16 protein-coding genes and 1 tRNA gene are annotated in these 18,077 nt (G+C 36.6%); 11 read left to right on the top strand and 6 right to left on the bottom strand.

The features are described 5' to 3' along the window. The first annotated feature begins 200 nt into the window (after positions 1–200). The 3 genes from LEP1GSC059_RS08555 (at position 201) to LEP1GSC059_RS08545 (ending at position 3,601) form a co-directional block, all read left to right on the top strand. The gene (locus LEP1GSC059_RS08555; RefSeq protein WP_002147060.1) at positions 201–995 is read left to right on the top strand and encodes a hypothetical protein; all 795 of its coding nucleotides are present in this window, start codon (positions 201–203) and stop codon (positions 993–995) included. 80 nt (positions 996–1,075) lie between these two features. After that, positions 1,076–1,522, top strand: a complete 447-nt coding sequence (locus tag LEP1GSC059_RS08550; RefSeq protein WP_017213942.1) for a hypothetical protein — start codon at positions 1,076–1,078, stop codon at positions 1,520–1,522. A 1,299-nt stretch (positions 1,523–2,821) separates the two neighbouring features. Further along, complete coding sequence (locus tag LEP1GSC059_RS08545) at positions 2,822–3,601, top strand: GNAT family N-acetyltransferase (RefSeq protein WP_002177011.1); 780 nt, start codon at positions 2,822–2,824, stop codon at positions 3,599–3,601. A gap of 81 nt (positions 3,602–3,682) precedes the next feature. Here the strand turns inward: LEP1GSC059_RS08545 and LEP1GSC059_RS24170 are convergent, their stop codons facing one another. Beyond that, positions 3,683–4,186 carry an IS630 family transposase gene (locus LEP1GSC059_RS24170; protein WP_082294888.1) on the bottom strand — a complete coding sequence of 168 codons (504 nt, stop codon included), beginning with the start codon at positions 4,184–4,186 and terminating at the stop codon, positions 3,683–3,685. Continuing rightward, a complete protein-coding gene (locus LEP1GSC059_RS24165) occupies positions 4,179–4,694 on the bottom strand; it encodes a winged helix-turn-helix domain-containing protein (protein ID WP_020980553.1) in 516 nt (171 codons plus the stop codon). The genes LEP1GSC059_RS24170 and LEP1GSC059_RS24165 overlap by 8 nt, the downstream gene beginning before the upstream one ends. Before the next feature lie 107 nt (positions 4,695–4,801). On the opposite strand from LEP1GSC059_RS24165, the gene LEP1GSC059_RS08530 reads away from it, so the two are divergent. Continuing rightward, positions 4,802–5,893 (top strand): hypothetical protein, encoded by a 1,092-nt coding sequence (locus tag LEP1GSC059_RS08530; RefSeq protein ID WP_017213939.1) that lies wholly within the window; start codon positions 4,802–4,804, stop codon positions 5,891–5,893. A 494-nt stretch (positions 5,894–6,387) separates the two neighbouring features. On the opposite strand, the gene LEP1GSC059_RS08520 is transcribed toward LEP1GSC059_RS08530, so the two are convergent. The 4 genes from LEP1GSC059_RS08520 to LEP1GSC059_RS08505 are packed head-to-tail and all read right to left on the bottom strand — an operon-like array spanning position 6,388 to position 9,367. Beyond that, on the bottom strand, positions 6,388–7,083 hold the full coding sequence (locus LEP1GSC059_RS08520) for a glycosyltransferase family 2 protein (protein WP_002176998.1): 696 nt from the start codon (positions 7,081–7,083) through the stop codon (positions 6,388–6,390). Between the two features lie 2 nt (positions 7,084–7,085). Next, positions 7,086–7,877, bottom strand: a complete 792-nt coding sequence (locus LEP1GSC059_RS08515; protein WP_002155426.1) for a hypothetical protein — start codon at positions 7,875–7,877, stop codon at positions 7,086–7,088. 12 nt (positions 7,878–7,889) lie between these two features. After that, positions 7,890–8,957, bottom strand: a complete 1,068-nt coding sequence (locus LEP1GSC059_RS08510; protein ID WP_002176982.1) for an LIC_10450 family protein — start codon at positions 8,955–8,957, stop codon at positions 7,890–7,892. Beyond that, positions 8,957–9,367: a hypothetical protein gene (locus tag LEP1GSC059_RS08505; RefSeq protein WP_016559297.1), complete on the bottom strand. Its 411-nt coding sequence runs from the start codon at positions 9,365–9,367 to the stop codon at positions 8,957–8,959. The genes LEP1GSC059_RS08510 and LEP1GSC059_RS08505 overlap by 1 nt, the downstream gene beginning before the upstream one ends. A 500-nt stretch (positions 9,368–9,867) precedes the next feature. Between LEP1GSC059_RS08505 and rpsT the strand changes: the two genes are divergently transcribed. The 7 genes from rpsT to LEP1GSC059_RS08470 all read left to right on the top strand — a co-directional run bounded on the left by rpsT (position 9,868) and on the right by LEP1GSC059_RS08470 (position 18,062). Further along, on the top strand, positions 9,868–10,134 hold the full coding sequence (gene rpsT, locus LEP1GSC059_RS08500) for a 30S ribosomal protein S20 (protein ID WP_002155413.1): 267 nt from the start codon (positions 9,868–9,870) through the stop codon (positions 10,132–10,134). A 17-nt stretch (positions 10,135–10,151) separates the two neighbouring features. Further along, positions 10,152–10,224: transfer RNA gene (locus LEP1GSC059_RS08495), tRNA-Val, on the top strand. 30 nt (positions 10,225–10,254) lie between these two features. Beyond that, positions 10,255–11,637, top strand: coding sequence for a phosphoglucosamine mutase (glmM, locus tag LEP1GSC059_RS08490; protein ID WP_002177001.1), 1,383 nt, complete (start codon positions 10,255–10,257; stop codon positions 11,635–11,637). Positions 11,638–11,639: 2 nt separating this feature from the next. After that, entirely contained in the window at positions 11,640–13,472 is a 1,833-nt protein-coding gene (gene glmS / locus LEP1GSC059_RS08485; RefSeq protein WP_002176971.1) for a glutamine--fructose-6-phosphate transaminase (isomerizing), read from the top strand. Positions 13,473–13,478: 6 nt separating this feature from the next. Continuing rightward, positions 13,479–14,525 carry a GlmU family protein gene (locus tag LEP1GSC059_RS08480; RefSeq protein WP_017213937.1) on the top strand — a complete coding sequence of 349 codons (1,047 nt, stop codon included), beginning with the start codon at positions 13,479–13,481 and terminating at the stop codon, positions 14,523–14,525. 16 nt (positions 14,526–14,541) lie between these two features. Next, positions 14,542–16,152: a carboxyl transferase domain-containing protein gene (locus tag LEP1GSC059_RS08475; protein ID WP_017213936.1), complete on the top strand. Its 1,611-nt coding sequence runs from the start codon at positions 14,542–14,544 to the stop codon at positions 16,150–16,152. Positions 16,153–16,778: 626 nt separating this feature from the next. Next, on the top strand, positions 16,779–18,062 hold the full coding sequence (locus LEP1GSC059_RS08470) for an ammonium transporter (RefSeq protein WP_036057335.1): 1,284 nt from the start codon (positions 16,779–16,781) through the stop codon (positions 18,060–18,062). The last annotated feature ends 15 nt before the right edge of the window (positions 18,063–18,077 follow it).

Here is an 18,077-nt window from a genome sequence, read left to right as displayed (position 1 = left end):
GATTCATGATTGATTTTAAAGTTTTCGGGACAGATTCAAACCCAAACTAAACCATTTGGTAAATCTTAGGTTAATCGATCTTATGATTTGCAATTTTTTGACTTAGGGATTATCCTTGAAAAAAAAAATACCAAAGGATTTTGATGGAATCTTGGAACAAAAAGATTTCGTTTTAAACCATTTGACTTTATTATATTATCATGACCAAATCGAGTTACGGTAACCCTAGATTTTTCGATTTCGTATATGACGAATTTCTAACCGGCGTAGACGGTTCTATCTTCCCACATCAAGAGGGTAATCTTTTCAATTCCCTAACAAGAGAAAGTATATTAGAATTATTAGAAATCACTGGAATTCTTCCTGAAATCCGAAAGAAAGGTTATCCAAAAATTCAACTTGAAATTTCAGGAATGGGAGAAGATTTTCAAAGACTCGTTTTAATTTCCGATAAAGAAATTTTATTACATCTTCGTTTAAGCATTCAAGAATACAGATTGGAAATTAACGACTACTTTTTTAAAGAGAAGTATTTGATCATAAATTGGCTACAGACACGTCATCCGAAATCTCAAACCATGGATAAAAGTAGGTTGTATCCCGGACAAGACGTTCCGGGGCTCGGAATTTTTCATCAGATTTCAGACTTTATAGGTTTTTTGATTTTATCTCTCAGATTGAATGGCTCGATAATTCGACCCGAATATTTTCATGACGCAGTACTTTTTTCTAAAAAATTTAGATTTTTAACCCCCGAGTCGCAAGCCCTATTTATCGCACTCAGAAGAGATTTTAAAAACCAATCCATTCGAGGGATTTCTATCGATCTTCATTCCGGTAAAATTCAAAATCACAACGACATTCTTAAATGGAAAGCCGTTGAAATGATTCTATTTCTTGAAAAAACTTTAAACTCTTTTGTATTCAATAAGAAATTCGACAAGAAAGTTACCAAGATATTGGATACAATCAAACTCAATGTCGTTGAATCCTAGTTAGTTGAAAATTTTGAATTTTGTTTTTAACGAACAAAAAGTAAATTGATGATAAAAATTAATATTCAGGATGTTAGGTAATGTTATCACAACTTGGTTTTACGATTCTACGCAGAAAAGGATTTACGTCGAATTCAAGTTACACAACCGAACGTTCATCTCTCGATTTTTTAATCAATAAAAAATCTTTGCTAAATAAACTAGACAAAGAAAGTGATTTAATGGGTTGTTTTGTGAAAGGGTTTGATAACTTAGATATTTATAAAGAATTATTACTTTTACAACTACCTAAAACTGACTCTGGACGATCTTTAATTTATATTTGTCCTGAATGTGGAGATATAGGTTGTGGTGCATATGCTTGCAAGATTACATCTGATAGTTCAAAATATATATGGAGTAATTTTGCATATGAAAATGGTTATGAAGAGCCATATTTAATGACAAATATAGAATCTATTTTCTTTGATAAAATTGAATATGAAAAGATCATTCAGAAAGCTTTCAATTTCTTCAGAACTATATAACCGAATACTGAATATTTTACACTAACAGCCCTTTACAATAAGGGCTCACAGCACTTAATTTTATAAAACTCAATAATACCAAAACGCAGTAGTTCTAAAAATTGTCTCTGCACTTCATGATCGCTCGTAGCCTCGTCACATTTCATCTAAAAGTTTACGTTGTATTACAAAAACTATTATGATAGGTGATATTTCTCTTAAAGATTTCAAAGAAAATTTTTTAACGTGAGTTTAGCAAATGAGAAAGAATTTTTTAAAAGTATGAGTTCCTACAATTTTAGGATTTGTTCGTAAAATTGTGATTTGTGATAGTTCCCACAGATTAAGTCTCTTAAAATAAAATATACATCTTTGAATAGTTCTTTCACCATTCTAAATTGTGAGAGTTCTCACATTTTAGAAATCAACCTGCAAAGTTCAGATCCTACGTTTTTTCAGAAAAATGAATCATGGCCCGAACTCACTTTGTTTAAGTATTTTATAAAAGTTAACTTTAGTTTGTAGAAATGTCTTTTTTTGAAAAAACGATCCAAAAAAGGAAGAATTCGTTTCCTATTTACAAATAAGAAAAATATAAAATTCAATTATTTTAAAGTATTGAACTTTTACAAATGGTTTAAAAAAAATTTTAAAAGCTCGTCTCGCGATTATAGAAATGAGACGTTTTCGTTTTACAAAAAATGTGTGAACTCATGCAAAAACTATAAAAGTTACTCATCTCTATAAAATTGAGTACCTAAATGTTTATCACAAAATGCAGTTTCAGATAAATTCTGATAGAAAGCAATTGAAGCGTAGGAGAACTCAGCAGAAAACTCTTTTAAACTCACTGCACGCCCAACGGATCTTGTTCTATAATCAATTGAAACCAAAGACGATAGTTGTATAATGTTTTCTGCATGCAATTGATTGACTGGAGCTGAGATCCCGGTCCGTGGTAGCCGAATTCGCCCAGATTTTCTTTCGGCGAACTTACGTTAAGTTGTTGAAAAATTCCATAGTGCAATTAATAAAACTACTTCAATCGACCGTTTCCATAAAACAGATGGAAAATTAATTTTTCAAAAATTCTATTATTAATTTTGTAATGATAAAATCTTAAACTAACATACGCGCAATCGTCTAAATACAATTTGTAAGCCACAACGAAGCGTTGCGCTTCAGATTCTTTATACAATAAAATATCTTTTAAACGTCGATTTTCTTCTAAGAGGTGACAGAAATTTATTTCCTATGTAATCTAAACGTAAAAAAAACGAATAGTGTTTTGAATATTCTAAAACCGAAGGAGTTACTATTATGGGAACCGGTTTCGTGGATAACAAAATCAAAACAGAACGAAAACTGGAAGTTCGGATCGCCGAAAACCAGTTAGAAATAGAGCGTACTCTTGCACTTCGTTATGAAGTTTTCAATCTCGAATTGGGAGAAGGTCTTCCTCAATCCGCCGCAACTCGCAAAGATAGGGATGAATACGATCTTTTCTGCGATCATTTGATTGTAATCGATAAGAACCAGGAAAATAAAATTGTAGGTACTTATCGAATTTTAAGAAGATCCGTAGCAAAACAAAATTTAGGTTTTTATTCAGACAACGAATTTGACATTACAAAAATTTACGAATTAGACGCCGAAACTGCAGAGATAGGTAGAAGTTGTGTTCATCCCCAATATAGAGACGGTTCCGTAATTTCTATGCTTTGGGCAGAACTCGGAGCGTATATGCAAAAATATAACGTTAGATACCTTTTTGGATGTGGTTCTATACATCAAACGGATGTACAATCGGCAAACGAAGTTTATGCGTATCTAAAAGATAAGAACGCTCTCGCTGAAAAAGAATTTGATATAAGACCTCTTCCAAGTTTTGAAATTCCTGGTTTCAATCCTAACTTTCAAGCAGACGATATGAAAGCAGTTCATAAAAGAGTTCCTGCGTTGATCAAAGGTTACCTCAGAGCAGGAGCTCAAATTTGTGGAACTCCAGCGCTGGACAAGGTTTTTAAAACCATAGACTTTTTTATACTATTCGATATTCGAGATATAGAATCCAAATACGGTAAACGTTTTCTAGATTAAACTACCCTCATAAACTCTCCGGAACACCTTGACGGGAGTTCTGGAGTTTTATTACTGACATTTGCATAATATATCACCAATTTAAATAGACAACCGAGCTTGATTCCAGAATGATTTAACAGGATTAATTCTACGTTTCAATTTTCTTAATGAACGTTTAGCTTCTTTTTTCAAAGTTTCAAAGGATTCCGGACAAAAGTTAGGAAGAAGATATCGTTTCCATTTACCCCAAACATATTCGACAGGATTTAGTTCTGGAGCATAAGGAGGTAGAAATTCAATTGTTATTCTACCATTCAAAGAGTTAATGAACTCATTGACTGCCAAGGAACGGTGAATATTGATTCGATCCCAGATGATGATCAATTTCCCGGGGATATTGCGAAGTAGGGACTTAAGAAAACAAATAATATCTTCTTGTTTAGCCGCTCCCTTTAATATTTGAAAATATAAATTCCTTTGTGTAATTGCTCCGATTACGGAAATCTTTTTCCAAGACCCTACATGTGTAAGAACAGGCGTTTGTCCTACGGGGGCCCATGTGCGAAACACGGTAGGTATTTGCGTTAAACCGCTTTCATCGATAAAAACTATCTTTCTTCGCTCTTTTTGGGCTTTTTTTAACTTTCAGCCAACGACGCTTCTTCCAATTCGAGATCGCTTTTTCATCTCGTTCTTTAGCTCGTCGAATCGGCTTTTGTACACTAAAACCAATTCTACGTAATATTTTCCATACATGATCCGGATGATAGTGGATACAGAACTTCTTTTCTATTAACTTTGCTACACGACGACAAGTCCAAATCGGAGTATCGAAGCCGTGTTTCATTGGACCTTCGATTAACATGCTCGTGAGTTCTTCTACTTGCGATTCCGTCAAGCGAGGAAGTCTACCGGCTCGACCGTTCCAAAGAACAGATTCTTCGCCTCCTTCCTCTACTTGTTTCTCCCACTGCCTTACTGCATGCCGAGTCACTCCCAGACGACGCGCCACTTCAGATCTTTTAATCCCTTCCCCTCGCAGCTTCAGGCCTTTTAAACGACGTTTCTCTAATCCTTTGAAATCTCGTTTCACTCCCGCTATATTACCCATTTCTACAGTCTTTTTTTATTAGATTATTTGGGTACTTCTTTTTGGTGATATATTATGCAATTGTCAGTAGTATCTTTTTAAGCATTTGCTTTGCAGATACCTTTTCAATGAAACAAAATGAAATAGACTTTCAACATCCTAGCGCTCGGGACCAAATCCGATTTTATTCTTTGGTTGCGATCGCTGGAATTCTGATGATTGTCTCTTATCAATTTAGATTATCTTCTTATTATTTAGGTTGGTTTGCATTTTTTATCAGTGCATTTTCCGTTGCTGGAAATGACGCGGTACAAACCGTAGGAACTTTTATAGAAAGTAAAAAAAACGTTCATTGGATTTTAAAGTTAGTCGTCTTAGGCGGAACCTTGATTTTAATTTTTTTAACCGCTTGGTTTTGGAACGGTACCCAGATTCATTTTGGACGTTTGGAAAATTTTCCGGAAATTCGACAATTCAATCTGATACAACTTTTAGCTCCTTTAATTTTAGTAGTGATTACCCGACTAAAATCTCCTATCTCCACTACTTTTTTAATCTTAGGACTTTTTGGTGGAAGTAACATCGAAAAGATACTGACTAAATCATTTTTTGGTTACGGAATCGCATTCGGTACCGCGTTACTCGTCTGGGGAATTCTGGTAAAAATAGATTCAAAAGAATACACAGAAGATCACGTTCCAGATCCTAAAAGTGAAAAACGTTGGGCGATCTTTCAATGGTTATCTACAATTTATCTTTGGATTGCATGGTTACGACAAGACGCAGCTAATATTGTAATTTATTTACCTAGACAACTTTCTATCTTAGAATTCATCCTCGCAATGTTTATGTTAGTCGCTGCTCTGGGAATTATTCTTTACACAAATGGAGGAACCATCCAAGAACTCGTAACTGAAAAATCGGATATTCAATGGTCCAAAGCGGCGACGATCGTAGATTTAGTTTATGGAACAATTCTAATCGTTTTTCACGAATGGAGCAAAACGCCCATGTCGACTACTTGGGTATTTTTAGGAATGTTAGCAGGAAGAGAAATCATTCTTAATTTTATGACCTTTAGGGATCTTCCTTATTTAGAAACTTTTAGAAAAGTTGGAAAAGACGTATTGTTTGCTTCTATGGGAATTGCAGTCAGCATTTTTATTTTTATTTTAGCTTCTCAAATTTATCCAGATACAACCGCAGATTTTTTAAAGTAGATCTCAAAAACTTTTGCAAAAATAAAGTTCATTGAACTTAAATCAAAAGAGAAAACGTATTTTTTAAAGAGCTGCTTATCACTCAACAAGTATTTAAGAAAACCATTATAATATAAACCTTAATTTGCAGTAGTTCCCACATTTTCAGAATCAATTGTTAAAACTTTAAATTTGCAGTAGTTCCCACATTTTACTAAAAAATCTTGCGGTAGAGATACAAACGTGCAAAGAGTCGCCCTTAAGATCTGTCGTATAACTTTTTCCGTAAGAAAAAGTTATACTGAAGGCTTTTTTCGCGTAACAAGCCCGGTTCTGCTTTTTTATTTTGAATGAAAGTAAAATCCAAGCAGGAACCCACGCCAAACGTTACATTCCTGATTTATAAACGCGCTACGTTTTCCATCTTGGGATCATATATTTAAAGAATCAAAATATTATAATTTATTTAATTTGAATCCGATGATTTTTTGAGACTTTGAGAAAAATACATAACCTTAATCAAAAAGATTATAACGTAAGATGCAATAAATCGCACGAAAGCCGTCTTTCCAACCAATCTTTTTTCCTTCCGCGTAAGTCCTACCGTAATAAGAAATACCCACTTCAAAAATTCGAATGTCCGGAATTTTTGAAACCTTCGCGGTAATTTCTGGTTCAAATCCAAAACGATTTTCTTTAATATCGATCGACTGAATGATTTCCCGACGGAACGCCTTATAACAAGTTTCCATATCGGTTAGATTGATATTTGTAAACATATTGGAAAGAGTGGTTAACACCATATTTCCTAGACGATGCCAATAATAAACGACTCTATGCGGACGGCCTCCCAAAAATCTACTTCCAAACACAACGTCCGCCTTACCTTTGTAAATCGGATCGATTACTTCTGGAATTTCAAAAGGATCGTATTCTAAATCGGCATCTTGAACGATAACAATGTCCCCTGTTGCCGCCTTAAATCCGGTTCTTAACGCAGCCCCTTTTCCCTGATTGACTTCATGAAAGATAATCTGATTGGCCAGTTTTTTAAAAGCAGGAGTTTGGAGTAAATCCCTCGTTCCATCTTTAGAACAATCGTCCACAAGAATAATTTCCTTATTTTTGATCGGGACTTTTTTCACAGTTTCCAAAATATTACGAATCGTATTTTTTTCGTTATAACAAGGAATGACGATGGAAACTTTCATACTTACCCCAAACCAGTAATTTCAGCCATTCGGAAATCTCGAATGATCGCGTCGGCTCGTGCTATTATTTTTTCGAGAGCGATTCCGAAAACCAAATTCTGATAGGATTCAGCGGCTTTCGGGAATTCTTTCTCGTCTATTTTAACGGAAAGAGTTTGAGAGATCCTCTTTTTATCGATACATTCACGAGCAGAAGTTATAATTCCTTTCAGAGCAATACAAATTTCTTTCAAAAGATTTTGGCCGTCTTTTTCCATCGCACTTTGATTTCCGTTGGCGTCTAACAGAGCTTTGACGTGTTCACCAATTCGGATCGAAGGTAAACCCCTTCTGCTAATTCCCATTCTTTCAACAATTGAAATCATATCCTTGAAGATAGAAAACTCAGGAGTTCCTTTAAAGATATACGTCAAAGCAGGTAATTCGGTCTCGGTAAAAGAAAGAATGGCTCCGTAAAAATAACGAATCTCAGGTTTAGCCAAAGGATGGAAATCAATTCTCTGGTATTTTTTGAGTTTTGCTTCCTGTTCTTCTAAGATCTTATTGATCGTATCTCCTTTAGCGGCTTGTTTCTTATCTTCTATTTCCTTCTGTTTGGCTTTTAAGGTTTCTAAAAATTGAATCTCATCCTTGAGGAATAGAGAAAGATTTCCTTTTTGTTGAAGGATCATAGTAAGTCTGGATTCAAACGCTTTCAAATCGAAAACCTTCGAATTCTTTTTTGAATTTTCGGAATATTCCGCCCTTAGTTTATCAAGAACGGCTTTGATTTCGGAGCTTTGTAAGGGTTCCATAGGAGTTATCTCCTATTCAGTATCGACCCAACTTTCCAAAGAAATAAGCAAAGAAGAAATATCTTCCGAACAATAAAGAAGCGCGGTTCTAGAATCTCGAAACATTTGTTGCTGATTGTATGGAAGTTGTTTGATGTGATTATCGTTTTTGGTGTTCAAAACGTTCAAAGCGCTTAAAACCATCTTTTTAAGTTTTTGAACCAACCCGAGCATCAACTCCTGCATCTCCCAAAGAGTTACTAGTTTGAGTTTTTCAGCATCCGTATTTTTAGATTGAAGAATTTGCTTTTTGGAAGACTCAAATTTAGCCGTGTAGTAGTTGACCGATCTAGGATAAGTGGTCAATTCTTTGTGGTAATTTATCAATCGATCCAGCTTTTGAAAAAATTCAATGTCAAACTCCCGATTTAAATTTCCTATAATGTTCTTATTTTCAGAAGGATCACCAGTGATTTCAAAAATTTTAGAATTTTGAAGATTATTCAAAACCGAATGAATTCTTTCTTTAATTTTTGTAAGTTCGGAAATTTTTTTCTCGATAACGTTCCCGTCTCCTAAAGAAGCAGACGAACCATATTCTATTTTCAGTAAAGAATCACCTGAGTCATGTTTGGTGGAAATAGCTGCTGGACCATCCATAATATTAAGATCCATTTGACTTAAATCCAAATCAGAATTGGAAACTTCTTTGGTTTTACGATGATCCCTTTGAAAAACCGATTTTGGAATCGCTCCTTCGTTAGTAGTTTGAGAAGAACTCGGTTTTGGAATTTTTACAGAAGACTGCTCTTGGGTTTTGGACATGATTTCCTGCAGAGAAGAAATTTTTTTCGTCGTAGAAAGATCCAACGAATGTGCTACTTGTCTAACGGGAGTACGAGAAAAGTGTTTTTGTGCTTCATTAGGAGATTCTAAAGTAATTCTCACAAATTCTAACCTTCTCGTGTCTCGATTAAAACGAAGGGCAAAACGATTCCCTTGTTTGTCTATAAACTTCTGATTAAGTTGTCCCAAAGAAAGTGAGTTAGGATCCACAGAAGAAATAGAATCGACGACGATATATTCAAATTTGTTTAACATTAATGATCTTCCTTAAGTACGGTTCCATTATTAAGTTGAAAAAAATTTTCAGAACCGGATACGTCGTGTTTGTCGAACGAAATGGGAAATGACTTTAGACCAATACCTAAGTAAAAATCTAGATACACGTTATGCAAAATGTCTTCCATTAACAAATCAAACGAACGGAAACTATGGAAACAATAATTAAAAATCTGTAAATAAGAACTTTCCTGAATGACTAACGAGGTGGAAACTTTTTCCCTTTCGATCGACAAAAAACACCTCCCCAACTTTTCAAAGTCATAAAGAAGTAAAATTCCCAACTCGGCAAGTTCGGAAAGATTTACTTCCTCTTCTTGAAGACGGGAAAAAAAGTTTCGATCCAATGAAACAGTCAAAAAAATATTCCTAGAGTCATTTTGCCTCATATCGGTCCTCCTTATCAGAACGGTTCCGAAAGTAGTTCGAAAGGATTCATTTCTGAGAGAACTACAAAATAAAGTTGTTGAGATTTCCGTTTCTAAACGACGATTTTAGCACAAATCAATTTAAGATGACCATGATGCGCTTTCAGTGGTTAAATATTATCAATCGGCACTTAACATGAAGAAGTATGAAAAGATAGTATGAGCTTGATTCAAAAGATTAGAATGTAAGACCCTACTTCAAAAAAAGATATAAGATAATACGATCGGTAAAAACTTCTATATTTTCGTAAGATCAACTTTCATTTTCAGGCATCTTTATATAGAAATGTAGGAATTCTCACAAGAAAGAAACGGTTCAAAATAGAACCGCTTAAAGCGACGTAATCTGTGGGAACTACCATGTTTTTAAGATTTTAAGAAAGAGTCTAAAAAGAATTCATTTGACAGAGGTTAAGGTACAGAAAACCTGTAAAAACTCATTCAATTAGGAAGTGTAAGCCTTGGCTAATATCAAGTCTTCAGAAAAGGACATTCGAAGAACTAAACGTAGAAATGCGGCTAATTCCCAGAACCGGTCCAGGCTCAGAACTCAGGCTAAAAAAGTTTTGAAAGCCATCAAAGAAAAAGACCAAAAAGCGGCAGTGACTCTTTTTATAGAGTACACCTCTCTTTTGGACAAAGCTGCAAAAACAAACTTAATCCATTCTAAAAACGCAGACAGAAAAAAAAGTAGAATGGCAAAAAGACTCAACTCTTCAGCAGCTTAAAAACAACGGAATATAAAGGGCGATTAGCTCAGCTGGTAGAGCGCCTGCCTTACAAGCAGGATGTCGGCAGTTCGATCCTGTCATCGCCCATAATCCTTTTCCGGAGCAACTCAAACCTCTATGAATACAAAAAGTCCCGTATTCAATCATCCGGATCTAATGGTCTCTGTTTCCGGAATCCGAGGAATCATTCCCACAGGACTTTCTCCAGAAGTAATTTTTGACTCGTTGCGCGCCTTCGGCACTTGGATCGAAGGTTCTAAAATCGTAATTGGTCGCGACTCCAGACCTTCCGGATCTTACCTCGAAAATATCTCCCTTGGTCTAATGCAAGCAATGGGCAAAGACGTATTACAACTTGGAATTGTCCCAACTCCTACAGTAAAAGCGGTGGTCAATCTATCCAAAGCGGGTGGTGGAATTATGATCAGCGCCTCTCACAATCCAATTGTCTGGAATGCATTTAAATTTATAGGACCAGGCGGTTTTTTTACAAATGCAACCGATCTAGAACAAATACTAGAAACGGTTCAAAAGCAATCCTATAAACCGATTCAATACAAACCTTCTTCTAAAATCGTTTCCGGAACAGAATGGTCCGAAAAACACATCGAATCCGTACTCAAACGAGTAAATATAAACTCAATCCGAAAGAAAAAATATAAGGTTCTTATAGACTCAGTAAACGGAGCGGGAAGTTATTTAGTTCCCGAACTTCTAAAAAAACTAGGATGTAAACCTATTCTTTTACACTGCAATCCAGACGGAACATTTCCAAGACCTCCCGAACCAACCCCGGAAGCACTCAAACAAACTTCGCGTAAAATGAAATCTTCCGGAGCCGATATTGGATTTGCACTCGATCCAGATGCAGATCGTTTAGTCATACTTACTCCCAAAAAAGGCGCAATCTCCGAAGAATACACTCTTCCATTGAGTTTTCTTTCACTTACTTTGGAAAAAATTCCTAAGAAAACAAACATGGTCGTAAATCTTTCCACAAGTTTTATCAACGAATTTGTGGCCGGACAAAATGGAATTCCTGTATTTCGTTCTAAAGTAGGAGAAGCAAATGTGGTTTCCGAAATGCTCCGTCAAAAATCGATTTTCGGAGGAGAAGGAAACGGTGGTGTAATCGATCCAACAATCGCATCTTTTGGAAGAGATTCTCTTTCCGGAATTGCACATATCTTAAATGTGATGGCTACGACCGGAAAAAAGATCGATTCTATCTTAGAAGAACTTCCTGCAATTCATATGCAAAAAACGAGTTTTAAAATCGCAGGTAAAAATCTTCAGGACATCTATTCTAAATTTCGCGGAGAATTTTCCACCTTCTCCGAAGAAACCATAGACGGACTTCGTCTGGCTTCCGAAGATTCTTGGATCCACATTCGTCCTTCTAACACCGAACCGATCATTCGAATTATAGGCGAAGCAAAGACCAAAAAAGATCTGAATTCTCTGCTGGACCGTGCAGAAAGACTCATGGAGAATGCCTGAATATGTGTGGAATCGTAGGTTATGCAGGTAAAAAAAACGCGGAATCGGTATTAGTTGTAGGCCTTATCTGTCTCGAATACAGAGGTTATGATTCTGCGGGAATTGCAGTTTTAGACCAAGGTGATATTTTAGTTCGAAAATCGAAAGGAAAGATAAAAGATCTAGAAGCTTATTTGCGTGAATTTCCCGCGCCTGGAAACGTAGGAATCGGTCATACTCGTTGGGCGACCCACGGAGAACCAAATCAAATCAACGCTCACCCTCATACAGATACAAATTCCACCGTTGCAGTAGTACATAACGGAATTATTGAAAACTATCTAGAACTTAAAAGTCAATTAAAGAAAAAAGGCCACGTATTTCAAAGTCTAACCGACACGGAAGTGCTTCCTCATCTTTTAGAAGAAAGTAAAAAAAACGGAAAATCCAATAAAGATTCCTTCTTAGAACTGTTTGGAAAAATCCATGGTAAATGGGCTGTTTCAGCCGTATTTGAAACCGAACCAAATCGAGTTTACTTTGCTCAAGACGGGGCTCCTTTATTGATCGGAAAAGGAAAAGGAGAATATTTTTTAGCCTCCGATATTTCTCCTCTAACCAGAAACTGCGAAGAAGTATATTACGTAAACTCCGGAGAATGGGGTTACTTTTCTCAAAACGAATTCAAACTATTTGATTTTTCAGGAAAGGAACTAAACCCTACTTTCAAAAAACAAGAACTTCGCTGGGAAGACCTAGACAAAGGTGGTTATCCTCACTATATGATTAAGGAGATTCACGAACAAGCGGGAATCTTTCGTAAAATCATTCAAGAAAGAATATTAGAAAATAGTGAAATTGTTTTTCCAGAAATCAAACTGAGTAAAGACGTACTTTCCAGAGTCAATCGAATTATCATCCAAGCCGCCGGAACCAGTTATTACGCCGGAATGATTGGCAAACACTATCTCGAAAATTTCGCAAAAATTCAAACAGACACGGAAGCCTCTTCCGAATTTCGTTATAGAAACCCTGTCGTAGAAGGTGACACTCTGATTATGGGAATTTCCCAATCCGGAGAAACCGCCGACACGTTAGCTTCCATTCATGAAGCAAAAGCAAAGTTTATTAAAGTAGTTTCCCTTGTGAATAACGTTAATTCTACAATCGCAAGAGAATCAGATTCTTACATACGAACCGACGCCGGACCTGAGATAGGAGTGGCAAGTACTAAGGCGTTTACCGCTCAAGTTTTAAATTTACTTTTATTTTCTATTTATATGGCTAACCTCAAATGGCTGATCAGCGACGAAGAACAAAAATCTCTTATCGAAGAAATCAAATTACTTCCCGCAAAAATTGATCGGATACTCGCACAAGCAAGTAAGATCGAAGAGATGTCCTCTCACTTTACCACTGCTAAAGATTTTATCTTTTTAGGAAGAACCTACAACCATCCAATTGCAATGGAAGGTGCTTTAAAACTTAAAGAAATTTCTTACATACACGCTTCCGGTTACGCAGGTGGAGAATTTAAACACGGTCCGATCGCGTTAATCACAAACGAAGTTCCAGTAGTTTGTATCGCACCTAAATCCGAAATTTATACAAAGATGGTTTCCAACATTCAAGAAATCAAAGCCAGAAAAGGAATTATCATTTCGATCGTGACGGAAGGAGATCAGGAAGCGAAATCTCTTTCGGATTATTGTTTTGAAATCCCGGAATGTCCCGAAATCCTAAGTCCAATCTTGAACGTAATTCCTCTTCAGTTGCTCGCCTACTATTCAGCAATCTCTAGAGGTTGCCCTCCGGATCAACCTAGAAACCTTGCTAAGTCCGTAACCGTAGAGTAAACCATCATGCCAAAGGTTCAGAGAATTCTCATCGATGAAAGAGAGGTTCCAGCTGGTTTACGATCATTGACTCGTATTCGATCTTTTTCCGAAATTCGAAACGGAATTTTAAATACAATTCAAAGAACGAAAGAAATTTATCAAGACGCGAAAATCTTTTATGTCCATTCCAACGTAACCTTTCAACAGGCCTTCTTAGAAAGGAATCCTAAAATTCTTCCTTACGACGACAAGGACGTGGACTTAGTATTATCTTCCGAATCTTGTCTTCCTTGGAACTTAATTGATGGAATTGCAAAAAATATAGAAGCTGATCTAGAACTTAGTAAAGAAGTTCGAAAATGGATTCGAAAACTCAAAGTAAAATCAAATCATTTCCACGTAGTCGGGAAATCAAAACATTTGCATGTTCATCCATCTGCGATCATATATCCAGGTGTAGTATTTGATACAACGTCTGGGCCGGTAATCGTTGATAAGGACGTAAAGATCACTTCTTTTTCATTCATCGAAGGTCCGGTTTATATAGGGCCAAATTCCCAAATAGACAATGCAAGAATTACAGGAGCTACGAACATAGGAGCGACTTGTAGAATCGGAGGAGAAGTAGGAAACTGCTTAATCGGAGATTTTACGAACAAACATCACGAAGGATTTTTAGGACATTCCATTTTAGGAAGTTGGGTAAACATAGGAGCTCTCGCAACTACATCCGATTTAAAGAATAACTATGGAGTCGTAAAAATTAGAGAAGAACAAGACGAATGTATCACAGGCTCCATTAAGTTTGGCTCCGTCATTGCAGACTATTGTAAGATTGCAATCGGAGTGATGTTAAATACCGGAACCGTAATAGACTTTGGATCAAACGTAGTATCTTCGAGGATCGGAGGATATGTAGCTCCATTTACCTGGGCAGAATCGGGACAATCTTATATCCTAGATTTGTTTCTCAGAGACGCTCGCAAAATTATGGCAAGAAGAAACAAAGAACTAACGTTATCCGAAACCGAACTGATCCGCATTTTATACGAATCTAAAGTAAAAAAATAAAAATCCGGAGGATTTTGTGGAAATCATAGAATCCAAAATACGTACGTCTTCATCAGAGTATAAAGAAAACTTCGAAGATCTAAAACAAAAAGTAGAATCCCTACGTGAGTTAATTCGTAAAATCGAGTTAGGTGGCGGCCAAAAAGCAATCGAACGCCACAAAGGAAGAGGGAAACTCACCGTAAGAGAAAGAATTTCTACTCTAATCGATCCGGGAACTTCCTTTTTAGAATTTTCACCTTTAGCCGCAGAGGGAGTTTACTCGGACTCAGTTCCATCCGCCGGAATCTTAACCGGAATTGGAAGAATCAGCGGAACGGATTGTGTGATCGTTGCAAACGACGCTACCGTAAAAGGAGGAACGTATTATCCACTTACGGTAAAAAAACATATTCGCGCCCAAGAGATCGCTCTTCAAAACTTTCTTCCCTGTATTTATCTAGTGGATTCAGGGGGAGCATTTCTTCCGATGCAAGACGAAGTGTTTCCGGACAAAGATCATTTCGGAAAAATCTTTTACAACCAGGCAAATCTTTCTGCGCTAAAAATTCCACAGATCTCAGTAGTTATGGGAAGTTGTACTGCGGGAGGCGCATATATTCCCGCAATGTCAGATGAGTCTGTAATTGTCAAAGGAAACGGAACGATTTTTTTAGGCGGTCCTCCTCTTGTAAAAGCGGCAACGGGGGAAATTGTAACTCCAGAAGAATTGGGCGGCGCCTTAGTTCACAGTACAATTTCAGGAGTAACCGATCACTACGCAGAAGACGACCTACACGCGATCGAAATCACAAGAAACATAGTATCTACATTTCATCACGCGGGGAATGTTGCCGTAAAAAATTCGATCAGTTGGGAAGAACCTTTATATCCCGCGGAAGAAATTTACGGAATCATACAAAAGGACATTCGTAAGTCCTATGACGTGCGAGAGATTATTGCAAGAATCGTAGATGGTTCTCGATTTCAAGAATTCAAAAAGTATTATGGAACCACACTCGTAACCGGCTTTGCAAAAATTTACGGAAAGATGGTGGGGATCATAGCAAACAACGGAGTTTTATTTTCGGAAAGCGCTCTTAAGGCTTCTCACTTCATTGAACTTTGTAATCAGAGAGAAATTCCTCTCTTATTCCTTCAGAACATTACTGGTTTTATGGTAGGTAAAAAATACGAAAATTCTGGAATCGCAAAAGATGGGGCTAAGATGGTGAATGCGGTTTCTACTTCCATTGTGCCTAAGTATTCTGTAGTGATCGGAGGTTCTTACGGCGCTGGAAATTATGGAATGTGTGGAAGAGCGTTTAATCCCCGCTTTTTATGGATGTGGCCTAATTCAAGAATTTCTGTAATGGGTGGTGAACAAGCGGCTAACGTTCTTTTGACGGTAAAAATGGAACAGCTAGAAAAAGAAGGAAAAAAATTATCCGAGGCAGAACAGTTTGCATTTCGCAAACCGATCTTGGACGACTACGAAAGTAAATCTTCCTGTATTTATTCATCGGCTAGACTTTGGGACGATGGAGTCATCGATCCGGCCAGAACAAGAGATATTTTAGGAATTACTCTTTATGCGGATCATTCTCAAAAGTTAGAATATCCTCAGTACGGAATTTTTAGAATGTAGAAAAATTAACGTGGGTTCGTCAGTCAGGTTCATTTTCTGAAAAGTTGGGATCTAAACTTTACAAATTGATTCCTAAAATGTGGGAACTACTGCAAATCATAGTTTTACGAACAAATTTTAAAATTGTAGGAACTCATACTTTCAGAAAATTCACCCCTGACTTCTTATATAGAAAGCTACATTAAGATTTGGTTTTTATGTTTGAGCAGAATAATAGCATTTTCCTTACTCTACAAACATTTTATACATAAAATTTGCAAAATGAAAATTTCAGCTCATTAATTCAGCAAAGTGTATTTTTTGAATCAATTTAAAATTTGTAACTTTGTTTTGGATTCATTTCAATTTCACTTTTATTTTTTAAAAAATAGAAAGCTACATTCAGATTTGGTTTTTGCTATTGAACATTTTATGTGAAAAATCCTCTTTTAAACCGGTTTATTTTTCCGTAAAAATTGAAATGTGGGAACTACCTCAAATTAGGATTTTACAGATGCGTTCTGAAATGTGAGAACTCATGTATTCTAAAGATTTTTTTGATTCTCTGAAAATTTTTAAATTCTCTTCCAATTGGTACCAATCTTGCAAACAAAGGAATAAAAATTGATTTGGGGATAGGAATGATTATGAAATGGACCAAGAGACTACTCTTATTGCTCACCCTACTTCTTCCATTTATTTTATTTGGGCAAGAAGTTAGTACAGCAGCAACCCCTGTAGCAGATAAAGGAGATACAGTTTGGATGATTGTAGCATCTGCACTTGTATTTTTTATGATACCCGGGCTCGCGTTGTTTTACGGAGGTCTCGTAAGATCTAAAAACGTTCTTTCTACTATGATGCATAGTTTTATAGCGATCTTGGTTTTGACACTACAATGGACCATCTTCGGATATAGTTTTGCTTTCTCCGGAACCAATCCTTATTTCGGAAATTTTGATCTCGCTTTTCTAAATGGAATCGATGAAAATACCTTAGAATTAACAATTCCTAAGTACATCCACTTTCTTTTTCAAGGAATGTTTGCATTGATTACACCTGCTCTGATTTCAGGAGCCATTGCAGAAAGAGTTAAATTCAGCGGTTATATAGTTTTTATTCTTCTTTGGTCCACTCTTGTTTACGATCCTGTTGCACATTGGGTTTGGGCGGCAGATGGCTGGCTCTTTAGAATGAGCGCTTTGGATTTCGCAGGCGGAACCGTTGTTCACCTTATCTCCGGAATTGCAGGCCTTGCGGCCGCAATCGTTCTAGGTAAAAGAAAAGGAGAAGGTCCTGCTCTGATAGCTCCAAACAATCTTACTTATACTTTGATTGGCGCCGGTTTACTTTGGTTTGGTTGGTTCGGTTTTAACGCAGGTTCAGGTCTTAGTGTAAACGGTATTGCAGCCAGAGCATTTTTAGTTACTTTGATTGCACCTGCTGCCGCCGGAGTCGCTTGGCTCGTAATCGAATATCTACATACTAAAAAAGCAACCGCTCTTGGAGCCGCTTCGGGTATTGTGGCAGGTTTAGTTGTAATTACTCCCGCTTCTGGTTTTGTAGGAGTTCAAGGAGCAATTATCATGGGATTACTTGTAAGCCCAGTCTGTTACGGTGCAATTCTTTTAAAAGGAAAACTAGGATACGATGATAGTTTAGATGCATTCGGAATTCACGGCGTAGGTGGTGCGTTAGGCGCAGTTCTTACGGGAGTTTTTACTCTGACTCTTGGCGCAGGTGTTGCAAGTAAAGGAGATCAAATTTTAGTTCAACTTATTAGTGTAGTTGCAACTGGGGCTTATTCTTTTATCGTTTCTATGATTCTAGTATTCTTGATCGATAAAACAATCGGCTTTCGTATTTCCGAAGAGAAAGAAATCACCGGTTTAGATTCGGAAATTCACGGAGAAAAAGGTTATATCCTTTAATAAATATTACTAAAG

Source organism: Leptospira noguchii serovar Panama str. CZ214 (assembly GCF_000306255.2).
Taxonomy (GTDB): Bacteria; Spirochaetota; Leptospiria; order Leptospirales; family Leptospiraceae; genus Leptospira; species Leptospira noguchii.
Note: the sequence above shows the minus strand (reverse complement) of the source record. Positions and strands in the feature narration are given on the sequence as shown.